This window comes from Lewinellaceae bacterium (assembly GCA_020636105.1).
In the GTDB taxonomy this organism is placed as follows: domain Bacteria; phylum Bacteroidota; class Bacteroidia; order Chitinophagales; family Saprospiraceae; genus BCD1.
This window is the reverse complement of sequence record JACJYL010000001.1, coordinates 1,004,181-1,021,802: the sequence shown is the minus strand read 5'-3', so window position 1 is coordinate 1,021,802 and position 17,622 is coordinate 1,004,181. Positions and strand designations below refer to the sequence as shown.

Here is a 17,622-nt window from a genome sequence, read left to right as displayed (position 1 = left end):
AAAGCCGTTTACTTCAGGAAAAGTAAACGGCTTTTTATTTATCAAAATGAATTATTCGAGAATCAATTTCTTGGTAATCCTTTGCCCTTCCATAAACAGGTCAATAAGGTAGATTCCTTTCGGAAGCTCCGACATATTTAATAAAATTTCTTTGGATTGGTTGTCGGTTTCGTGGATGGCCTTCACCAGCTGACCGGTGTTGTTGATGATCCTGATCTGCAGTTCGGTGATCACCTTTTCGAGGCCTATGGTAAATAGTCCGCTGCTAGGGTTGGGGAATATGCTCACAGCATTTTGCTGAACAAGCAGATCCTCGGAATTTACCACAACTCCTTCCACCAAAGGAACCCCTGAGAAGGTCACCAAATTGGTTGCCACGATTAAGTGAGGATTAAATCCGTCGTTGCAATCAGGACAGGTTACGCCGGAAATACAACCCGGATTGTTGGGGTGGCAGTTATCCACGTAATCTTCATCAAAGATGTATTCAAGGGCTACATTGTCGCCGAGAAAGGGCGTCATGTTGAAATCAAACCAGGGAGCGATGGATCCCGGACACCATCCTGCCCGGTCATAAAACCAGGTTCCATTCTGAGGACTGCAGCCATCCGGGTTGGGATTACAGTCGCTCCAGTTGTGTTGTTCAAAGGTTTGGCTACCGTTGACCCAAACGTGGTGGGTGTCATCGTGGAACTCGGCGGCATTGCCCGTGTTGTTATCGCCCCAGCCATGACCGGTAGAAACCAGTTTCAGCGTTGACGCCACTGCATTGGCAGGGAAGGAGACGGTAAGTGGCGGACAAGGCTGTAAGTTGTCAGGATCCCCAAAAGGATAGGTTTCATTCCACAGGCGCGTAATGGAACTGTATGGATATTCGGGCGTTCCGGTTGAATAAGAAATGGTAAGGTCATAAAGGAATCCGTTATCAAGGGTACCGCAATTGAGCCGGAAGGCGATTTTTCCCTGCAGAATGGACATATAATCCGTCAGATCAATGGTATGAGAACATGGAACCCCGTATGGAGTGATGTAACGAAAAATTTCGATCCATTCCCCATTATGGCCTTTGGCATCTACACTTGCGACTCTGTCCCATTCTCCACAGCTCCCATTTGGGCAGTTGACGTCCAGGGTAGCGGTAATTTGATTATAGGCACCCTGGTAGGACGGTAATTCCGCTTGTACGATCTGTGAGGAAATACTTGTATTCAGCCAAACATCATCTGCCGCCAGCACATCCATACCCACAGCGGTTTCCACGATATTTATATTGACACTTTCGGTATAAGTAGCCCCATAATTGCTACTGGCAATGATGTCCAGGGTGTAGCTTCCATAGGCAGGAGGCGTCCACCAGCCAGTATAGTGATTGTTGTTCCAATCTGTTGCGGGGATAGACTGTCCGTCTATTTCAAAAGAAACGTTTTGGACAGAGAATAATTCAGGGTATCCAATGTCGACAATCGCAGCCAGCTGAATGGCAGAAAGGGAGGGAACAAAAACATCCCCGGCCAAAGGGCTCCTGGCCTCAATTGCAGGAGCATAGGTGGTCGGGTCAATGACCTGAAAAGTATTCAACAATTCGTCGGCAGGCTGGTAAGTTCCATCGCCGGGCTGAGTGGCCTTAATCATCACCTGGCCGGCGACACCATCGAGGGTAACCGTATTTCCTGAAACACTGGCCGGGCCGGATACCACTTCATAAATGACATCGAGCCCTGAACTGGCACTTGCATTCAGGTTGAACGGTGCATCGGTGGTGAGCTTGTTGGGAATTTGCGGGAAGGTGATCGCCTGGAATCCTACGTTGAGATCACCTCCGAAATTGGAAGTTTCTCCGGTGAGGGCGAAGTTAATTATTTGGGCATCTCTTTCGCCTGCACCCACTTCACTGACTGCCTCGGTGATGGAAGTATTATCTTCATAAGGAACGCCCTGGTTGAATTTATAATAGGCTTCAAGTCCTGCCTCATCTCCCACCAATTCATTTTCCATCATGTTCTGGATATCCGTTTGATTCAATACCTTACTCCACAAGGATACTTCATCGACTCTTCCTCCAAAATAAAAATTGAAATTGGAAAGGATACTTCTGCCAATAGCAAAGTGGATATTGGCATTGGAAATAGTGCCTGATGCGACTGAACTTCCTTTCAGGGTGCCGTTGATGTAAAGCCTTACAGAAGCGCCATCATACACCCAGGCAATATGCTGCCAGGTTTGAGGAACAATGGTAAAGGCCGGAGCGACAAACTCATGTAAACCGGTATTGGTCTCCAAACGGCATTCCATGATTCCATTGTCCAGTTGGATGACATACATCCCGTTTCCACTTCCATCCCTAATGCCCATCATGCCTTGCCCGTAAGCCAGCTGGTCGGTGTAAAACCATCCGGCCATGGTGATTTCAGTTGAGTTGACAATGTATTGTGAACCATTTTCAAGCACTACATAATCATTTACTCCGTCGAAATGAAGGTATTGTTCCGATTGGGCTATTAAGTTAAAAGATTGGATGAATAACAAAAACATCAGGAGTATTCCTTGTTTTAAGTAGTAGTAATTTTTCATATATCAGATTTTAAGTTTTAGAAATATTTTCTCAGAAGGTTATAACCATGTTTTTTAACCGGGCATCCACCAAATTTTGGTCAAATAAGAATCTTCTCCCATTTTGCTTACCTGAGCAGCCCAGTTGTCGGGATTGTTTTCGATTTCTCCCGGCGGATAAGGGAACCTGTAATGTTGTTTTATCGGGCCTTCATGTGGGGTTTGCCCGGTTCGTCTGACAAGGGCGTAAGCTTCCCAGGGCTGCCGGAAAGCATCGATCCATCTTTGGGTATAAATGAGGCCCAATTTGTCCTGGCTGGTAAATATGCTCAAGCGGGGATGATTGGTGACCGCAAATATTTCTCCTGTAGTTAAAGGAGTTTGGGCATTCGTCCAAATGGCCGTATTAAACGCCACCTTCTGCCAAAATTCAATGGAAGCGGCTAATCCCAATGTGTATTCCCCATCTGCTTCCCCTTCATCTGCAGGAACACCAATACCCCGCAGCAAAATTTCCGCTTTGATAAAATGAACTTCGGCAGCCGTGAGGATGATTTCCGGAACATCCTGTTCGTCCCTGACCAGGTAATAATTGAAGGGAGAATAAATATTATCCTGCCCCTTTATGGTATAATTATCATCCCGGTGGTACTGATAAGGAATTCCCCCGGACTGTGGTGTATTTTCATCGGGAACCTGAGGGAAGGGTGCCCATTCATTGGCGTTATTGGTTTCAAAAAATACATAGGCCCTGGGGTCAAATATGCCGCTGCCGTCCACGTTGTCATTTTCCGACATCTGGTGCCAGATGTTGCTTCCCATTCTCAGTTTTTTATGCTCACGGAAGGACCATCCAACTGACTGGTTGAGCCATTGCTGTGCCCTGGGGTTCATCAAAACATTATCCTCATTTTCTCTCACCAGGGGCAGGTTGTTCTCCAATATTTCCGAAATGATGGTTTCGGCCTCCAATGGGGCTTTTTCATACATCCTCAACGCATGACGCAATCGTAAACTATTGGCGAATTTTATCCATTGGTGAAGATCTCCGTTGAAGAAAGTATCAAAATTTCCTAAATTGTAATAGGCTTCTCCGGTTGCGGTGATCGGGTTGGGCGCAGGATTAATGTGCTCGGCGGCCCATTTTAATTCATCCAGTAAAAAGAAATAGATATCTTTCTGGGTATCAAATTTGGGGCGCGCATAGGCAAGATCCTCAAATCCCTTTCCTGCATCAAAAAAAGGCATGTCGCCAAACAGGTCTGTGACCCTAAAAGTCTTATAGGCCAGGAGGATTTTGGTCATGGCTCTTACATTGTTGAGCACCTCAGTATCTCCTTCATAGGCATCAAACCTGGCTTCGAGTTCCCGGAAATGGGCAAGGGTGATATAATAATTGTTCCAGACTTCCTCCGTGCCAATGGAAACATTTTGGAAAGTAACAGACGATAATGCCGCTTGCTGGGTGATCTCATACAGCGTCTCATTGTGAAGGTAGAATTGTTCGTTCCAGCCCAATCTCAGGGAATTGACGCAAGTATTAAAAAGAGGTCCGATCTCGGTTTGAGTGGACTCGAATGGATTTTTATTGAGGGCCTCAAAACCTTTGTCACAGGAGGGAAGCATCAAAACCGTTGAAACCAGGATATATAATACGTTTATTTTTTTCATTTCAAATCTATTTATCACAGGTCAGAAAGAGGCTATTAAACTAAAGCTGAAAGATCGCATACTAGGAAACGAAGCCCATTCCAGCCCCTGTGCATTGCCTGAGCCATTGGAGCCTTCGGGATTAATGTTGTCAGGTAGGGTAGTGTATAGGTAGAATAAGTCCCGCCCCACGATGGATGCCGTCAATCCCTGGAAAACTTTTGATTTATTCAATATGCCTGTGGGGAACTTATAAGTCAATGCGACCTCCCTTAACTTGATCCAGGAGTTTTCCAGAATGCCTGGTGTGGAGAGAAAGTGTCCCCAGCCACCGGCATTAGGCACGTATTTGAAGTAATAATGTACGACTTTGTCATTAGGCGTACCGTCAGCATAAACGCCGTCCAGGATAACCCCGATATTACGGATATTTCCATCAGGATCCGTATAGGGAAGACCGCCCCCGTTCCTTTCTAAAAGGGTTTCAGGACTTTGACCGGTTTGTAATCCGATGACGTAGGACCCTGCATAAATATCTCCGCCCCATTTGGTATCTACAAGGGTATTCAGGCTGAAGTTTTTAAAGCCGAGTCTCATCGTCCATCCGCCGGTAAATTTAGGGGAGGCATTACCAATGGGTACCTGGTTTTCCGTAAATAAGTAGTGGGTTCCTTCCTCGTTTAATATGGGTTTGCCGGAAGCCTCATCATAAATATAATCATATCCGACGATGGTACCATAATCTTCTCCTTCTCTCACGGCTATGGCAGGCCCGTTCAGCCCCCAGATATCTGCCAGTTGGAGAATGTCGGCTCCATCTCCAAGGCTGATGATCCTGTTTCTGTTTCGGCTGATATTAAAACCTGTTTGCCAGAAGAAATTCTTTTTTTGAAGCAATGTAATATCAAGGGTCGCTTCAAAGCCCCTGTTTTGAATTTCACCAGTATTGATCTTAATAAAATTGGCTCCGGAGGAGGCAGGAAGGGGAGAATCGAGTATCTGGGCATACGACCATATCTGGTAATAGGTCAAATCCAGTTGAATTTTATCTTCGAGCCATCCCATGCTGATCCCGGCTTCGTAGGAATTGGCCAATTGGGGTTTTAATTCCAAAGGAGGGATAGTGGTGGGCAGGGTTGCTGTTTGACTTCCTCCGAAACTACCTGTAGCATAAGTAAAATCCAACGCGAACGGATCGGTATCTGTGGCAGTTTCAGCATAGGCGGCTCTGAGTTTTAAAAAACTGATCCCCGTATGGCTGAAGTCTATTACTTCGCTCAAAATGAAACTCATAGAGGCGGATGGGTAGAAATATGAATTGTTTTGAATGGGTAAGGCCGAAGACCAGTCATTTCGTCCACTGAGTTCCAGGAAGAGGTATTCCTTGAAATGGAGGTTCAAAAACCCATATATGGAATTGATCTTTTTGTCGTAACGGATTTCAGTGGGGATGGGAACATCAATCCTGTTTTCATAATTGTTAAAGGTGAACAACCAGGGGTTGATCCATGTGGAACTGCTTCCTTTGATGGCATATCGGCTGCGTTGCCATTGGGTTCCCCCCAAAGAAATGCTGCCTCCAAATGTTTTTCCGAACAGATTTTTTTTATGCACAGTGACGAGAAATTCATTGTTGACCACTTTGTTTCGGTCCAGTTCGTTGGCATAAAAACCTCCCAGGATTCCGAGCTTATCGATCGGGTTGTGCTTTTTCTCAAACTGGGTAAGGGTAAAATCAAGCCCTAATTTCCCGGTAATGTTGAGCCAGTTGGTAACATCATAGGTTAAGGAAAGCCCGCCGATCAGTTTATTCCGGTCAAGGCTGGTGTTGTTGTTATACGCATTCCACCATAAATGAGGCGGTGAAAAAGTAAAGGGATAATTTCCGCCATAATCATTTTGGGTGCCGTCGGGCAATATATCTATATCTTTTTCCAGGCCTTTATAACTTCTTGGCCAGCTGTAGAGAATTCCCTTACCGAAGGAGCCTGTATTATCATCGCCAAGAGTTGGGCTGTTTAATCGGTGGTAGTTGATGTAGGAGATAGAAAGATCGGCGTGTACTTTTGGAGAAATGTCGATTCTCGATCCGATATTGGCGGTGGTTTGGTCAAAATTACTGTTGGGGATGACCGCCTCATGACTGTTTCGGGTCAGGGAAACCCGCATGGTTCCCATTTTTCCACCTCCCGAAAAGGAAAGGTTATGAGCAGTCGTGTGGCCGTTATGGAAAAATAATTTCAGGTTGTCGGGTTGGGGGGTGTAAGGTCTTAACTCGCCGTCCCACCAACGGACCATTTGTCCTTCCATTTTTGGGCCCCAGGAAACGCCGGTGGAATAAAAACCAAAAGTCTCAAAGGTCGTTTTGCCAAAAGGACCGGAATTGGTGTGAATGTTATTGGGGTACATGTATTCCCCGTCGGCATTCATTTCCAGTTGAGGTTCCAGTAAGCTGACCGGCCCACCGGATCCATAGGTATTTTGAACTTTCCGGTATCTGAAAGGCTGAATGATCTTGTGTGACACATTGTAGGTGATGCCAATTCCTTTTTGCTGCTGTCCTCTTTTAGTGGTGATCAGGATGACTCCGTTGGCACCTCTTGAACCATAAAGGGCCGAAGCGGTTGGGCCTTTCAGGATATTCATGGTTTCGATGTCCTGAGGGTTGATATTGTTGATGGATGACCCCCAATCCACTCCGCGGCCGACATCTGTGAAACCCGATTCATTCTCAAGCGGAACGCCGTCGATGATGATGAGTGGTTGGTTATTGCCTTTAAGGTTGTTATTGCCGCGAATAGTGATCCTTGTGGTTCCTCCGTCTACTCCGTTTGACGTGCCCACCTGAACGCCTGCTGATTTGCCACTCAGGGCAGAAATCAGGTTGGTGGCATTGGACTTTTCAAGACCTTCTCCACCAAAAGTTTCAGCAGAATATCCGAGTTCGCGTTTTTGGCGTTTGATACCGAGGGCCGTGACGACCACTTCTCCTAATTGTTCTGCATCTGTCACAAGAGAAACATCAATGACGCTCCGCCCTGCAACGGGAATTTCCTGCAATTGAAATCCAATGAAACTGAAAACCAGTATGTCATCCTCTTTGGCTTCCAGACTATATTTCCCCTCGAAATCGGAAATGGCACCAGTGTTTGAATCCTTGATGCTAATGTTAACTCCAAATAGAGGTTCACCGTCTTCAGTCGAAGTGATCACACCTGTGATTACTTTTTGCCCAGAAAGGGAAAGAATACCTGAGGTAAGGAAAAGGAGTAGAAGTAAATATTTTTGCATGCCTGTTTAAAATTGTCCGTTAAATAGCGACCAATGGCCAATTCGCTTAGAAGACATCCGGTTTTAGGCGGGCTATTTAATTTTATGGTAGTAAATGTAATAATTTATTTTAGAACAATTATGCGGGTTGGGAGATGCAGATTACAGGTTAACAACCTTTGCAACTCCCCACCCGGCTAATTTTCCAGATTTTATAATACCTTAAAGGATGCGCTTATTTATTTTCGCCTTCTATTTTTCCTGCAAGATCTAAAATAAAAGCATATTCAAGCGCAATTTCCTTGATCGCCTCGAACCGGCCAGAGGCGCCTCCATGCCCTGCCTCCATATTTGTATGCATGAGCAAAATGTTGTCATCTGTTTTCATCTCCCGCAGTTTCGCCACCCATTTGGCCGGCTCCCAGTATTGAACCTGGGAGTCGTGTAGTCCGGTCGTGACCAGCATCGCGGGGTAATCTTTGGCTTCGACGTTGTCGTAGGGAGAGTAAGATTTTATGTAATCGTAATACTCTTTTTCATTGGGATTGCCCCATTCATCGTATTCGCCAGTAGTCAAAGGGATGCTGTCATCAAGCATGGTCGTTACTACATCGACGAAAGGCACGGCGGCCAGAACTCCTTTCCAAAGTTCAGGAGCCATATTGATAATGGCGCCCATCAGCAGTCCGCCTGCACTGCCCCCCATGGCGAAAAGACGATCATTACTGGTGTACTTATGTTCGACCAGGTATTTGGCGCAGTCGATAAAATCGGTAAAAGTATTTTTCTTTTTGAGCAACCTGCCATCGTCATACCAGTGACGGCCCATCTCTTCGCCGCCGCGAATATGGGCGATGGCAAAGGCGAATCCACGATCGAGCAGGCTTAATCGGATAGAACTGAAATAAGGTTCCATACTGTGTCCGTAACTGCCATAAGCATATTGGAGCAGCGGCGCGTTACCGTCTTTTTGGTATCCTTTGCGGTAAACAATAGATACGGGCACCTGGACTCCGTCTCTCACCGTCACAAAAAATCTTTCCGATTCATAATTTTCAGGATCGAAATCCCCTACGACTTCCTGTTGTTTCATCAGCTTGAACTCCCTGGTTTTCATATTGTAGTCGTAAATGGTCGGCGGAGTGGTCATCGACTGGTAACTGATGCGCAAAATATCAGTATCAAAATCAAGATTGATGGAGGTAGCGGTGAGGTGGGCTTCATCCTGGAAGTGAATATAGTGTTCGCTGCCTTCGGTAGGCATTATTCTCAATTGGGTAATGCCTTTTATCCTTTCTGAAAGTACGAGATAGTTATTGAAAATGTCCATGTCTTCCAACAAGACATCCTCCCGGTGTGGAATAACTTCTGTCCAGTTGGATTTTTCCGTTGCATCGACGGGCGTTTTCATCAACCTGAAGTTCTTTGCATTGAGGTTGGTTCTTACAAAAAAATCATCCTTAAAATGAGCCAGGTCGTACTCCAGGCCACGCGTTCTTTTCTGGAAAATTCTAAAGGTGCCTTCCGGATCATTGGCGTCGAGAATCCTGTACTCGGAAGTTATCGTCTGATCAGAGCCGATGATGAGAAAACGATCGGATTTCGTTTTGTAAATATAAGTACGGAAAGTATCATCTGCTTCATGCCAGATTTCCACATCATCAGTAACCGGCGTTCCCAGTTTGTGTCTGAAAATTTTGTATGGACGTAAAGCCTCATCCTTTACTGCATAAAATAAAGTCTTGTTGTCGTTGGCCCAGATGATATTGCCCGATGTATTGGGAATGACATCCTCCAGCATTTCCCCGGTTTCCAGGTTTTTAAAACGGATGGTATATATTCTTCGGCTGACAATATCTTCGCTGTAAGCCATCAGTTTATTGTCCAGGCTAACTTCAAATCCCCCGATCTTAAAATAGGAAAAATCTTTGGCCAGCTCATTTACTTCGAGTAAAATTTCTTCAGGGGCTTCCAGCGAATCTTTCTTTCTGGAGTATACCGGGTATTCTTTTCCTTTTTCGTAACGGGTGATGTAAAAATAACCGTTATCCTTATAAGGTACTGACTGGTCATCTTCTTTGATCCTGCTTTTCATTTCCAGGAAAAGATCCTGGCGGAACTGTTTGATGTGGGAAAGTTTATCTTCGAGGTATTCATTTTCGGCATTGAGATAGTTGACGACCTCCTCATTGTCGCGATCGTTGAGCCAGTAGTAATAATCTATCCGGGTATCTCCGTGAAGGGTCAGGACTTTAGGAATTTTTTGGGCCTTTGGAGCATTTTTTGATGATTGCATAGGACTTAATTTATTCGTTTGGATCGTTTTTTTTAATTTAAAAGATCTGGTTTGGTAAAATTATCAATTGGGCATGGATTTTTTCCGACAGGGTGCAAATTAACTAAAAAGTTTTTGCCAAAAAAACTGTATGGCGGAATACTGTTCAACGTTACCATTTTAGTGTTATTAATCTTACATTTGCAAAATAATGAGGAGCAGCACTTCATACGGTAAAATATTATCTATTTCGGCCCCGATAATGTTGGGTAGCGCAGCGCAAAATGTCATTGCTTTGACGGACAGCGTATTCCTTTATCATGTGAGTGAGGAAGATTTTGCTTCTATTGGATTTGCCAGTGTTTTTTACCTGATTGTGGCCGCCATTGGTTTTGGTTTTTCCCGCGGAGGACAGATCATGATTGCCCGAAGAATAGGAGAGGGGAACCCCATGGAAGTGGGGAGGACTTTTTATGCGATGTTGTATTTCGAACTTGGACTGTCAGTGTTCATGTTCTTTTTTATGAAATATGGCTGTTATTATTTCTTCCAGCTCTTTGTAGATTCGGATATTATTTTTCACAAGAGTCTTGAATACATTGAATACCGGTCCTGGGGGGTATTTTTTTCCTATGCCGGTGTGGCGATCATCGCGCTTTATACCGGCATTGCCCGAACCTGGTTCATTCTCGTTGATGCTATTTTCCTTGCTGCTTTTAATATAATGTTGGATTATGCGCTCGTTTATGGCCATTGGGGATTCCCGGAGATGGGCATCGCCGGTGCCGGATTGGCAAGTTCAATATCTGAAATGGTGGCCTTTGGCGTTTTTATTGTATTCATTTTTATGGATAAAAAATCGCGGGGTTATGCACTATTTCGAATCCCGGCGATCGATATGGAACTGATCCGAACCGAATTCCGGTTGTCCACCCCCATGGTGATGCAGGCGATGGTTGGGCTGGGAAGTTGGTTTGTCTTTTTTAGTATAGTAGAAAACCTTGGGGAACGTCAGTTGGCTATCACCAATCTCGTCAGGATGGTGTACCTCATTTTATCCATCCCTACCTGGGGTTTTTCCACAGGGGTAAACACCATGGTAAGCAATTTTATTGGCCAGCAAAAGCGTCAGGCTGTTTTGCCCATTATTTGGAAAACCGCAAAGATATCATGGATGACCACTATGGTAATGACGATACCCATTCTCCTGTTCCCCCATGAAATACTTTACCCGTTGCTGGGGGGGCAAAATGTATTCCTCATCGATGAGGCGCGTCCGGTGTTTTACGTTCTTGCAGGTATCCTGACGGCTTTTTCCATAGGAGGGGTGTATTTCAACGGGTTGGCTGGCACAGGAGCCACTTTTTACGGTTTTAAAATACAACTGGCTTGCGCTATAGGTTACCTGATCTATATTTATATCGAAGTAAATTACACTAACGGTGGATTAGTGTGGGCCTGGGCGGCAGAAATGTTTTATTGGATTGCCATTTTGCTTTTGTCTATTTGGTATATCCGGTCGAGGCAGTGGCACTTATTGCAGGTTTGAGCCTTGGCTGTCAATAGCCTCACCGGTGTAAGAAAATCTCCTTCGGGGTCATGTTTGAAGCTTTCACCTGTTTGGAATTGTTTATAAACCAGGGGACAGGGATCCCTAAAGATTTTCGACTAAAAGCCACCTCTGTTAAAGGACGATCATCGGGAATAAAAAGTTTCCTTACTTCCTTAAAACATAGGTCAGATACAAGAAATCCCGGTTCAAAAATTTATTGAAAGTTGGTGTTCCGGTGGTGGCTGCAAATTGTCTGGCCAATCCATGTAAAAAAACGGGCGCAATTTTTTTGATCAGTTTTTCCCTTCCCGGAGTAGCTAGTGTCAATGCTTCCAAAACATTTTCAGTAATGTCCTTTTTTTCTTCAGTTATTAATTGGGCATCCCTGAATTGAGCCTCCAATGCTTCCACCTTATCTGTAAGTCTGAAATCCGTAAATAAAAAATAACCTCCCGGCTTTAACACCCGGTTCACTTCGCTGAAGAATAATTCAGGACTGGGATATCGGTGTGAGGATTCCACATTCATAACGATGTCAAAAGAATGATCGGAAAATAGCAGATTTTGTGCATCCGCCTGTAAATACGCTGCATTTTCCTGACAATGGAATGTTTTGCAGAATTGGATGGCCTTGCTATTCAGGTCGATCCCTGTCACTTGCCTTGGCAACAAATTTTTTTTAATATAAGTCAATCCGCCTGCCCTTCCACAACCGACCTCCAGGAGGTTTTTATCTTGGAGGTTTATTTTTGAAGCCAAATGATGGTACAATTGAATAGAATACCTGTCTTTTTCCTGGTGCTTAGGCAATGGCAAAAGCTGGTTTCCGTCAGAGTGGCCGTAATTCATAAAGGTAATCTCCCCGTCTTTATCCTTCGTGCTGATGTACCAGTACCAAATCTTAAAGAAGGATTCTCTAATTGTCTTTTTCATAATGATGTAGTTTTTCGCTGCTGGCGAAGTTATTAGCCGTATAAAATCCAATGCTCCAAAGCAATCCAGGGGGGCAGGGTTTCATTGTCGGGATTGAAAATAATATCGGCCCGGTGATAAAAGGGAATTCTGTCTGAAAGTTTTGATGCTATAAAGGATAGTAATGCTCCTTTTTTATTGAGGTCTTTGATAAGTGGCCTTTTTTCAAGGCCTTGTATTAGTCTTTTTTCGAGTAGTTTTGGAGGGAGGTCTAAAAAAATAGTCTTTCCGTGTTTTTTCATCCATTCCATATTGTCAAAAAAACACGGTGTGCCTCCACCGCAGCTAACGACAACCTCATCGTAGTTAGCCATTTCTCGGAGGGCTTGTTTTTCAATAATTCTGAAACCATCTTCTCCTTCCTGGTCAAATAGTTGCGAAATACTTTTTCCGGTTTGGGCTTCAATATAATCATCGAGGTCAACAAAAGGATAGTTTAGTTGTTTTGCTAGTCGTGAGCCGGTGTATGTTTTCCCGCAGCCCATAAATCCTATCAGGAAAAGGCGCATATTTTTTTTCTTTTCACAAAATTGCGGAAAAAACAAACACTATTGCCGAATGGAAAACAAAAAGTTCTATTTTTGTCAAAATTTTATGCTATGAACCGTTTACTTTCATTTTTTGCTCTAATATTCCTGATCTTTTCGGCTTGTGAATCAACGCCGGAACTCAAAGAAGAGAAAACCATTGAAGAGATTCAAGCTGACGGTAAAATTACCAATTCAGATATTATCCGGAATCCGGTGACGGCAAAAGAGCCCCTGGATACCGTTAACGTTGCCAAAATGACTTTCGAGGAAGAAGAATTCAATTTTGGTGAGGTGAATCAAGGCGATGTGGTCGAACATGTTTTTAAATTTACGAACACAGGGAAGATTCCCTTACTCATCAGTGGTGCCCGCTCCACTTGCGGATGTACCATTCCCGAATGGCCCAAAGAATTGATCGATCCGGGAAAAGGTGGTGAAATAACCGTGAAATTCAATACAAGGGGCAAATCAAACGAGCAAATCAAACCCGTTACCGTTACCGCCAATACTTATCCCAATACCACAAAGGTAACGCTGACAGGATTTGTGAAACCAGGAAACGACAACAAATAAAACAGTGGTGAATTAACCCTTTACAGATAGTTTTTATCTGTTACAAGAGGCATTTTTTATACAAAATAAATTTAATATGTTGAACTTAGGATTCATTTTTTTACAAGCCGGCGGAGCTCCCGGCGGAGGAGGTAGCATGGGTATGATCCTGATGGCAGGAATGGTAATCGTTTTTTACTTTTTCCTGATAAGACCACAGGCCAAAAAGCAAAAAGAGCAACGTAATTTTGAGACTGCCCTGGAAAAAGGTACCGAAGTAGTTACCGCCAGTGGAATTTTAGGAAAAATCAATAAAATCGAAGATCAGATCGTTACTTTAGAGATCGCGACTAAAGTTTTTATTCGTGTGACAAAAAGTGCCATTTCCAAAGAAATGACAGAGAGTTTGTTCAACACCACAGAAAAAAAATAGTACCTTGGCAAGGATTAAACTTCAGGAAGACAGGGCTATACTGATGATTTGCATCGGTATAGCTCTTGTTTTTTGGATTCTTGTTAAGCTTTCCCAGGTGTACAGGGTTTGGAAGCCGGCATCCATCAATGTTAATGTACCGGAAGAGATGGCGTTCACAAAAATGCCGCCCAATAATCTTATGTTGAGGTTTGAAGCCCGGGGGTGGGATCTTCTGTTTAACAGTCATAATCTTTCCAGGCTTGCTTTGCATTACGATATGGAAGAAGAGAATGAGCTTGTAATTCCTGACGGACAATTGCGGTCAGATATTTTGGAAAACCTGCCTTCTCCCAGGATCAAGGTGGTGGATGTCAATTACAATGAACTTTTTCTGAAACTCGAGAAAAAAATGGAACGCAAAGTTCCGATCGTGCTGATTAAAAAAATTGAATTTTCTGAAGGGTTCAATTATTCAGATACCCTCTCCATCCATCCCGATAGTGTCACCGTTTCCGGGCCGGCCTCCCTGGTGGAGACCATTACTTTTTGGAAAACAGATAGCCTGACTTTGCTCAATGGGAAAAAAACAGTCGACAGAGCGGTTTCTTTATTCCCGCCACCCCGTGAATTACATCTCAGCGAGGCTAGTACTATGGTGAAAATTCCTATCGAAAACTTTACCGAAAAGTCGTTTTTTATTCCTTTGGAAATCAAAAATGTGCCCGAACGCGACAGCCTTTCTATTTTTCCCTCCAGCGTTAATGTAAGTTGCGTCGTTGGGTTGAGTAAATATGACGACCTGACTGCGGATAAGATCAAATTTGAAGTCGATTTAGGGATTGCCCATCTCTCAGAGGGAAAAAATACGGCTCCTATTGTTTTGGCCAAATACCCTGACTATGTCCAGACCGTTAAATACACCCCAAAAGCAGCCACCTTTTTTATCATTAAAAAGTCTCATGTCGTTCATGAACCTCCTCCTGGCCAGTAAAAAATGTTGCTTCCGGGTAAATTACAATTTACGCTGATCTATAATTCGGTTTAGCTTGCCACCTTCACTCCTGACGTTTTTTTAGTTACATATCGAAAATCACAATATAATTTCAACAGGTTCCGTTTTGAGAAACATGAAAATAAAAACACTCATTCTCGGAATCCTTTTGGCTTGTTCCTTTCAACTTGCTTCACAGTCTTATGACATTTCCATGGGGGTTCGTCTTGGAACGGACAAGGGCATTACTTACAAACAGCGGATCGCTAAACGCGTAACCTTGGAAGGGATCATCCAATCCAGCTTTCAGCGCGAAGAGGCCATGGTTACCCTCCTTGCTGAAAAGCATATGCCATTTATTACGCGCAGGGTTAATTTCTATACTGGTGGAGGTTTTCACAAAGGATGGCTCTCAATACCTGAAAGCAACCTCCCTGTGAAAGACCCTTTTGGGGTAACCTTGATTGCCGGACTCGAATTCACAGCGGCACGCATCAATGTCTCCTGGGATTTCAAACCTGCCATCAATATTGTCGGTGGCGAAAAACGCATTTACAGCCAAACCGGCGTAAGTGTTCGTTATGTCATCAAAAAACGCAAGGTGCTCAACCTAAGGCAAAACGGTAACAAAAAGAAAAAGATCAATTGGAAATTTTGGGACCAATAGGGATTGTGGGGGTATTGGGAACTTTCCGCTTGTCCAATTCCAATTTTCTTTTTATGTAATAGTAAGATTCCACCTGGGTTCTGATATGGATATCTGAACAACCTACCGTTTTGTAAGTATTGGTCTGATTTCTATCTAAAATACGTGCTTTTATGCTATCACACAACTGAATGTTGATCAAATCGAAAATTTGTTTTCTGATTTCCCTTGAGTAAATCGGGAAAGCTGTTTCAATTCTATGGCTCAGGTTTCTGGTCATCCAGTCAGCAGAAGATAAATAGATTGGTTTTTTGCCCCCGTGGTGGAAAATGAACACCCGGGTATGTTCCAGGTACCGGTCCACTATGCTTATGGCTTCAATGTTATCGCTCAGGTTTTTTACTCCCGGCACCAGGCAGCAGATACCACGGATAATGAGTTTTATTTTGACCCCTGCCTGACTGGCTTTGTAAAGGTGTTCGATCATCATTGGATCCTGAAGGCTGTTCAGTTTTAGGATGATTTCTGCTTTTTTACCTTTTTCAGCCTGGGCGATTTCATAATTGATCAAAGCCTCAAGTTTGGAGCGAAGGTTAAACTGCCCCACGAGCAGGTGTTGGAATGGTTTTATGGGTTTCTGTTTTGTTTCCAGGTAAGAAAATACGCGGGCTACTTCATTTACCAGGCGGGGGTCACTGGTAAACAATCCCATATCGGCGTAAATTTTAGCGGTGCCTTCATGAAAATTCCCGGTGGCCATATAGGCATAAAGTTTGTCTATTCCGTTTTCCATCCTTCTTACCAGAGCAAGTTTTGAATGGACTTTCAGCCCGGGAATGCTGTAATTGACCGTAACGCCTGCTTTTTCCAGTTTTTCTCCCCAGCCCAGGTTGGCTTCTTCATCAAATCTGGCTTTAATTTCAATAAAAGCGCTTACCTGTTTCCCCATTTTAACAGCTTTCATCAGCGCCTGCATGATTCGGGATTTTGATGCTACGCGGTACTGAACAATTTTTATGTGGGTAACATTAGGATCTTCGGCCGCTTCTTCAAAAAATCGAATGGCAGATTCGTAGGAATGATAGGGCGGATGAATGAAGTGATCTTTTTCTTTCATCTTTGCGAAAAAGCGATTCGTTTTTTCAAGTGGAGGGTAGGGCATGTTGGGTTGTTGCGGATCCTTGAGTTTTTCGAGCCCGAAATCCGGAAACTTAAAAAAGTCGGAATTGTTATGGTATCGCCCTTCTTTGAGCAAATCCAGATCATCCAGTTCAAGGACATGCTTGAGGTGGTCCAATACCAATTTTGGCATCTCCCTGTCGTAGATCAAACGCGAAGCCGGGCCGACATGACGTTTGGCCAGGCTTGATTTTATTTTATTCATAAGGTCGCCGCTCCATTCGTCATCAATATACAGTTCGGCATCTCGTGTGAGTTTAATGGAGTATGTTTCAATAATGTTATATCCAGGGAACATCCACGAAATACTGTGGCGAACGATATCGTCGAGAAGTATGATTTGATGAATGCCGGCAGGACAGGGCAAATGTATGAATCTTGGTAAATGGTCGGAAGGAATCTTGACAATGGCGATTTGCTTTTCAGCCTCAGGGTTTTCTTTTTCTTTGATCAGAACGGTCAGGTAAAGGGCGGCATTATTTAGAAACGGTCTGATTTTGTTGCCGACCAGCAGTACAGGCTGTACAAAAGGCAGCATATGATCCTGGAAGTAATTTTCGACAAATTCTTTTTGTTCCTCATTCAGGTCCAGTCGTCTCAGCAAAAAAATGTTATTTTTTTCAAGTTCCGGTACGATTTGTTCCTGGAATATTTGACTGTATTCTTCCTGTTGAAGATTGACGGTTTCCTGTATTTTTTCGATGATCTCTTGTGGGTCATAATCCAGTTTTGCCCTTGTCTTTTTTCCAACTCTGACCAGGTTTCTATGGTTGGCCATCCTGACCCTGAAGAATTCATCCAGGTTTGAAGAGTAGATAGCCAGGAATTTTATCCTTTCGAAAAGTGGAACCCTGGGGTCTTTAGCTTCCTGCATGACTCTATAATTAAAAGACAACCAGCTAATGTCTCTAATAAGTAATGGTTTTTTTCTACCTGGCATAATTCGTTATTTCAAAAAAAAATGAAAGAAATTTTATAGCTCTCCAGGTTTCTCAATCGCCATAAAAATAAAATAATTACAAAAGCCGGCCGAATCAAAA

Annotated in this window: 12 protein-coding genes; 5 read left to right on the top strand and 7 right to left on the bottom strand. The window is 43.7% G+C overall.

The genetic code is table 11. From position 1 onward, the window contains the following. Positions 1–51 precede the first annotated feature (51 nt). The 4 genes from H6571_03660 to H6571_03645 all read right to left on the bottom strand — a co-directional run bounded on the left by H6571_03660 (position 52) and on the right by H6571_03645 (position 9,766). Complete coding sequence (locus tag H6571_03660) at positions 52–2,571, bottom strand: T9SS type A sorting domain-containing protein (protein ID MCB9322817.1); 2,520 nt, start codon at positions 2,569–2,571, stop codon at positions 52–54. A gap of 54 nt (positions 2,572–2,625) precedes the next feature. Continuing rightward, positions 2,626–4,221, bottom strand: coding sequence for a SusD/RagB family nutrient-binding outer membrane lipoprotein (locus H6571_03655; GenBank protein MCB9322816.1), 1,596 nt, complete (start codon positions 4,219–4,221; stop codon positions 2,626–2,628). 21 nt (positions 4,222–4,242) lie between these two features. Next, on the bottom strand, positions 4,243–7,491 hold the full coding sequence (locus tag H6571_03650; GenBank protein ID MCB9322815.1) for a SusC/RagA family TonB-linked outer membrane protein: 3,249 nt from the start codon (positions 7,489–7,491) through the stop codon (positions 4,243–4,245). Positions 7,492–7,705: 214 nt separating this feature from the next. Continuing rightward, positions 7,706–9,766 carry a S9 family peptidase gene (locus tag H6571_03645; GenBank protein MCB9322814.1) on the bottom strand — a complete coding sequence of 687 codons (2,061 nt, stop codon included), beginning with the start codon at positions 9,764–9,766 and terminating at the stop codon, positions 7,706–7,708. Positions 9,767–10,007: 241 nt separating this feature from the next. Between H6571_03645 and H6571_03640 the strand changes: the two genes are divergently transcribed. Further along, a complete protein-coding gene (locus H6571_03640; GenBank protein ID MCB9322813.1) occupies positions 10,008–11,294 on the top strand; it encodes an MATE family efflux transporter in 1,287 nt (428 codons plus the stop codon). Between the two features lie 168 nt (positions 11,295–11,462). Here H6571_03640 and H6571_03635 read toward each other — a convergent pair whose 3' ends face one another. Together H6571_03635 and H6571_03630 are read right to left on the bottom strand one after the other, a co-directional pair. Next, positions 11,463–12,230 carry a class I SAM-dependent methyltransferase gene (locus tag H6571_03635; GenBank protein ID MCB9322812.1) on the bottom strand — a complete coding sequence of 256 codons (768 nt, stop codon included), beginning with the start codon at positions 12,228–12,230 and terminating at the stop codon, positions 11,463–11,465. A gap of 32 nt (positions 12,231–12,262) precedes the next feature. Beyond that, the gene (locus H6571_03630; GenBank protein ID MCB9322811.1) at positions 12,263–12,778 is read right to left on the bottom strand and encodes a shikimate kinase; all 516 of its coding nucleotides are present in this window, start codon (positions 12,776–12,778) and stop codon (positions 12,263–12,265) included. Between the two features lie 90 nt (positions 12,779–12,868). Between H6571_03630 and H6571_03625 the strand changes: the two genes are divergently transcribed. The 4 genes from H6571_03625 to H6571_03610 all read left to right on the top strand — a co-directional run bounded on the left by H6571_03625 (position 12,869) and on the right by H6571_03610 (position 15,424). Next, positions 12,869–13,372 carry a DUF1573 domain-containing protein gene (locus tag H6571_03625; GenBank protein MCB9322810.1) on the top strand — a complete coding sequence of 168 codons (504 nt, stop codon included), beginning with the start codon at positions 12,869–12,871 and terminating at the stop codon, positions 13,370–13,372. Between the two features lie 79 nt (positions 13,373–13,451). Then, a complete protein-coding gene (yajC, locus tag H6571_03620; GenBank protein ID MCB9322809.1) occupies positions 13,452–13,784 on the top strand; it encodes a preprotein translocase subunit YajC in 333 nt (110 codons plus the stop codon). A 4-nt stretch (positions 13,785–13,788) separates the two neighbouring features. After that, positions 13,789–14,757, top strand: coding sequence for a YbbR-like domain-containing protein (locus H6571_03615; GenBank protein ID MCB9322808.1), 969 nt, complete (start codon positions 13,789–13,791; stop codon positions 14,755–14,757). 136 nt (positions 14,758–14,893) lie between these two features. Continuing rightward, positions 14,894–15,424 (top strand): hypothetical protein, encoded by a 531-nt coding sequence (locus H6571_03610; protein MCB9322807.1) that lies wholly within the window; start codon positions 14,894–14,896, stop codon positions 15,422–15,424. Here H6571_03610 and ppk1 read toward each other — a convergent pair. After that, positions 15,399–17,522 (bottom strand): polyphosphate kinase 1, encoded by a 2,124-nt coding sequence (gene ppk1 / locus H6571_03605; protein MCB9322806.1) that lies wholly within the window; start codon positions 17,520–17,522, stop codon positions 15,399–15,401. The two genes, H6571_03610 and ppk1, sit on opposite strands and share 26 nt — an antisense overlap. Positions 17,523–17,622: the final 100 nt, after the last annotated feature.

Excerpts from the sequence above, each read along its gene's own strand:
- H6571_03660 (MCB9322817.1), bottom strand. The coding sequence starts at position 2,571 with ATGAAAAATTACTACTACTTAAAACAAGGAATACTCCTGATGTTTTTG.
- H6571_03655 (MCB9322816.1), bottom strand. The coding sequence starts at position 4,221 with ATGAAAAAAATAAACGTATTATATATCCTGGTTTCAACGGTTTTGATG.
- H6571_03650 (MCB9322815.1), bottom strand. The coding sequence starts at position 7,491 with ATGCAAAAATATTTACTTCTACTCCTTTTCCTTACCTCAGGTATTCTT.
- H6571_03645 (MCB9322814.1), bottom strand. The coding sequence starts at position 9,766 with ATGCAATCATCAAAAAATGCTCCAAAGGCCCAAAAAATTCCTAAAGTC.
- H6571_03640 (MCB9322813.1), top strand. The coding sequence starts at position 10,008 with ATGTTGGGTAGCGCAGCGCAAAATGTCATTGCTTTGACGGACAGCGTA.
- H6571_03635 (MCB9322812.1), bottom strand. The coding sequence starts at position 12,230 with ATGAAAAAGACAATTAGAGAATCCTTCTTTAAGATTTGGTACTGGTAC.
- H6571_03630 (MCB9322811.1), bottom strand. The coding sequence starts at position 12,778 with ATGCGCCTTTTCCTGATAGGATTTATGGGCTGCGGGAAAACATACACC.
- H6571_03625 (MCB9322810.1), top strand. The coding sequence starts at position 12,869 with ATGAACCGTTTACTTTCATTTTTTGCTCTAATATTCCTGATCTTTTCG.
- H6571_03610 (MCB9322807.1), top strand. The coding sequence starts at position 14,894 with ATGAAAATAAAAACACTCATTCTCGGAATCCTTTTGGCTTGTTCCTTT.
- ppk1 (MCB9322806.1), bottom strand. The coding sequence starts at position 17,522 with ATGCCAGGTAGAAAAAAACCATTACTTATTAGAGACATTAGCTGGTTG.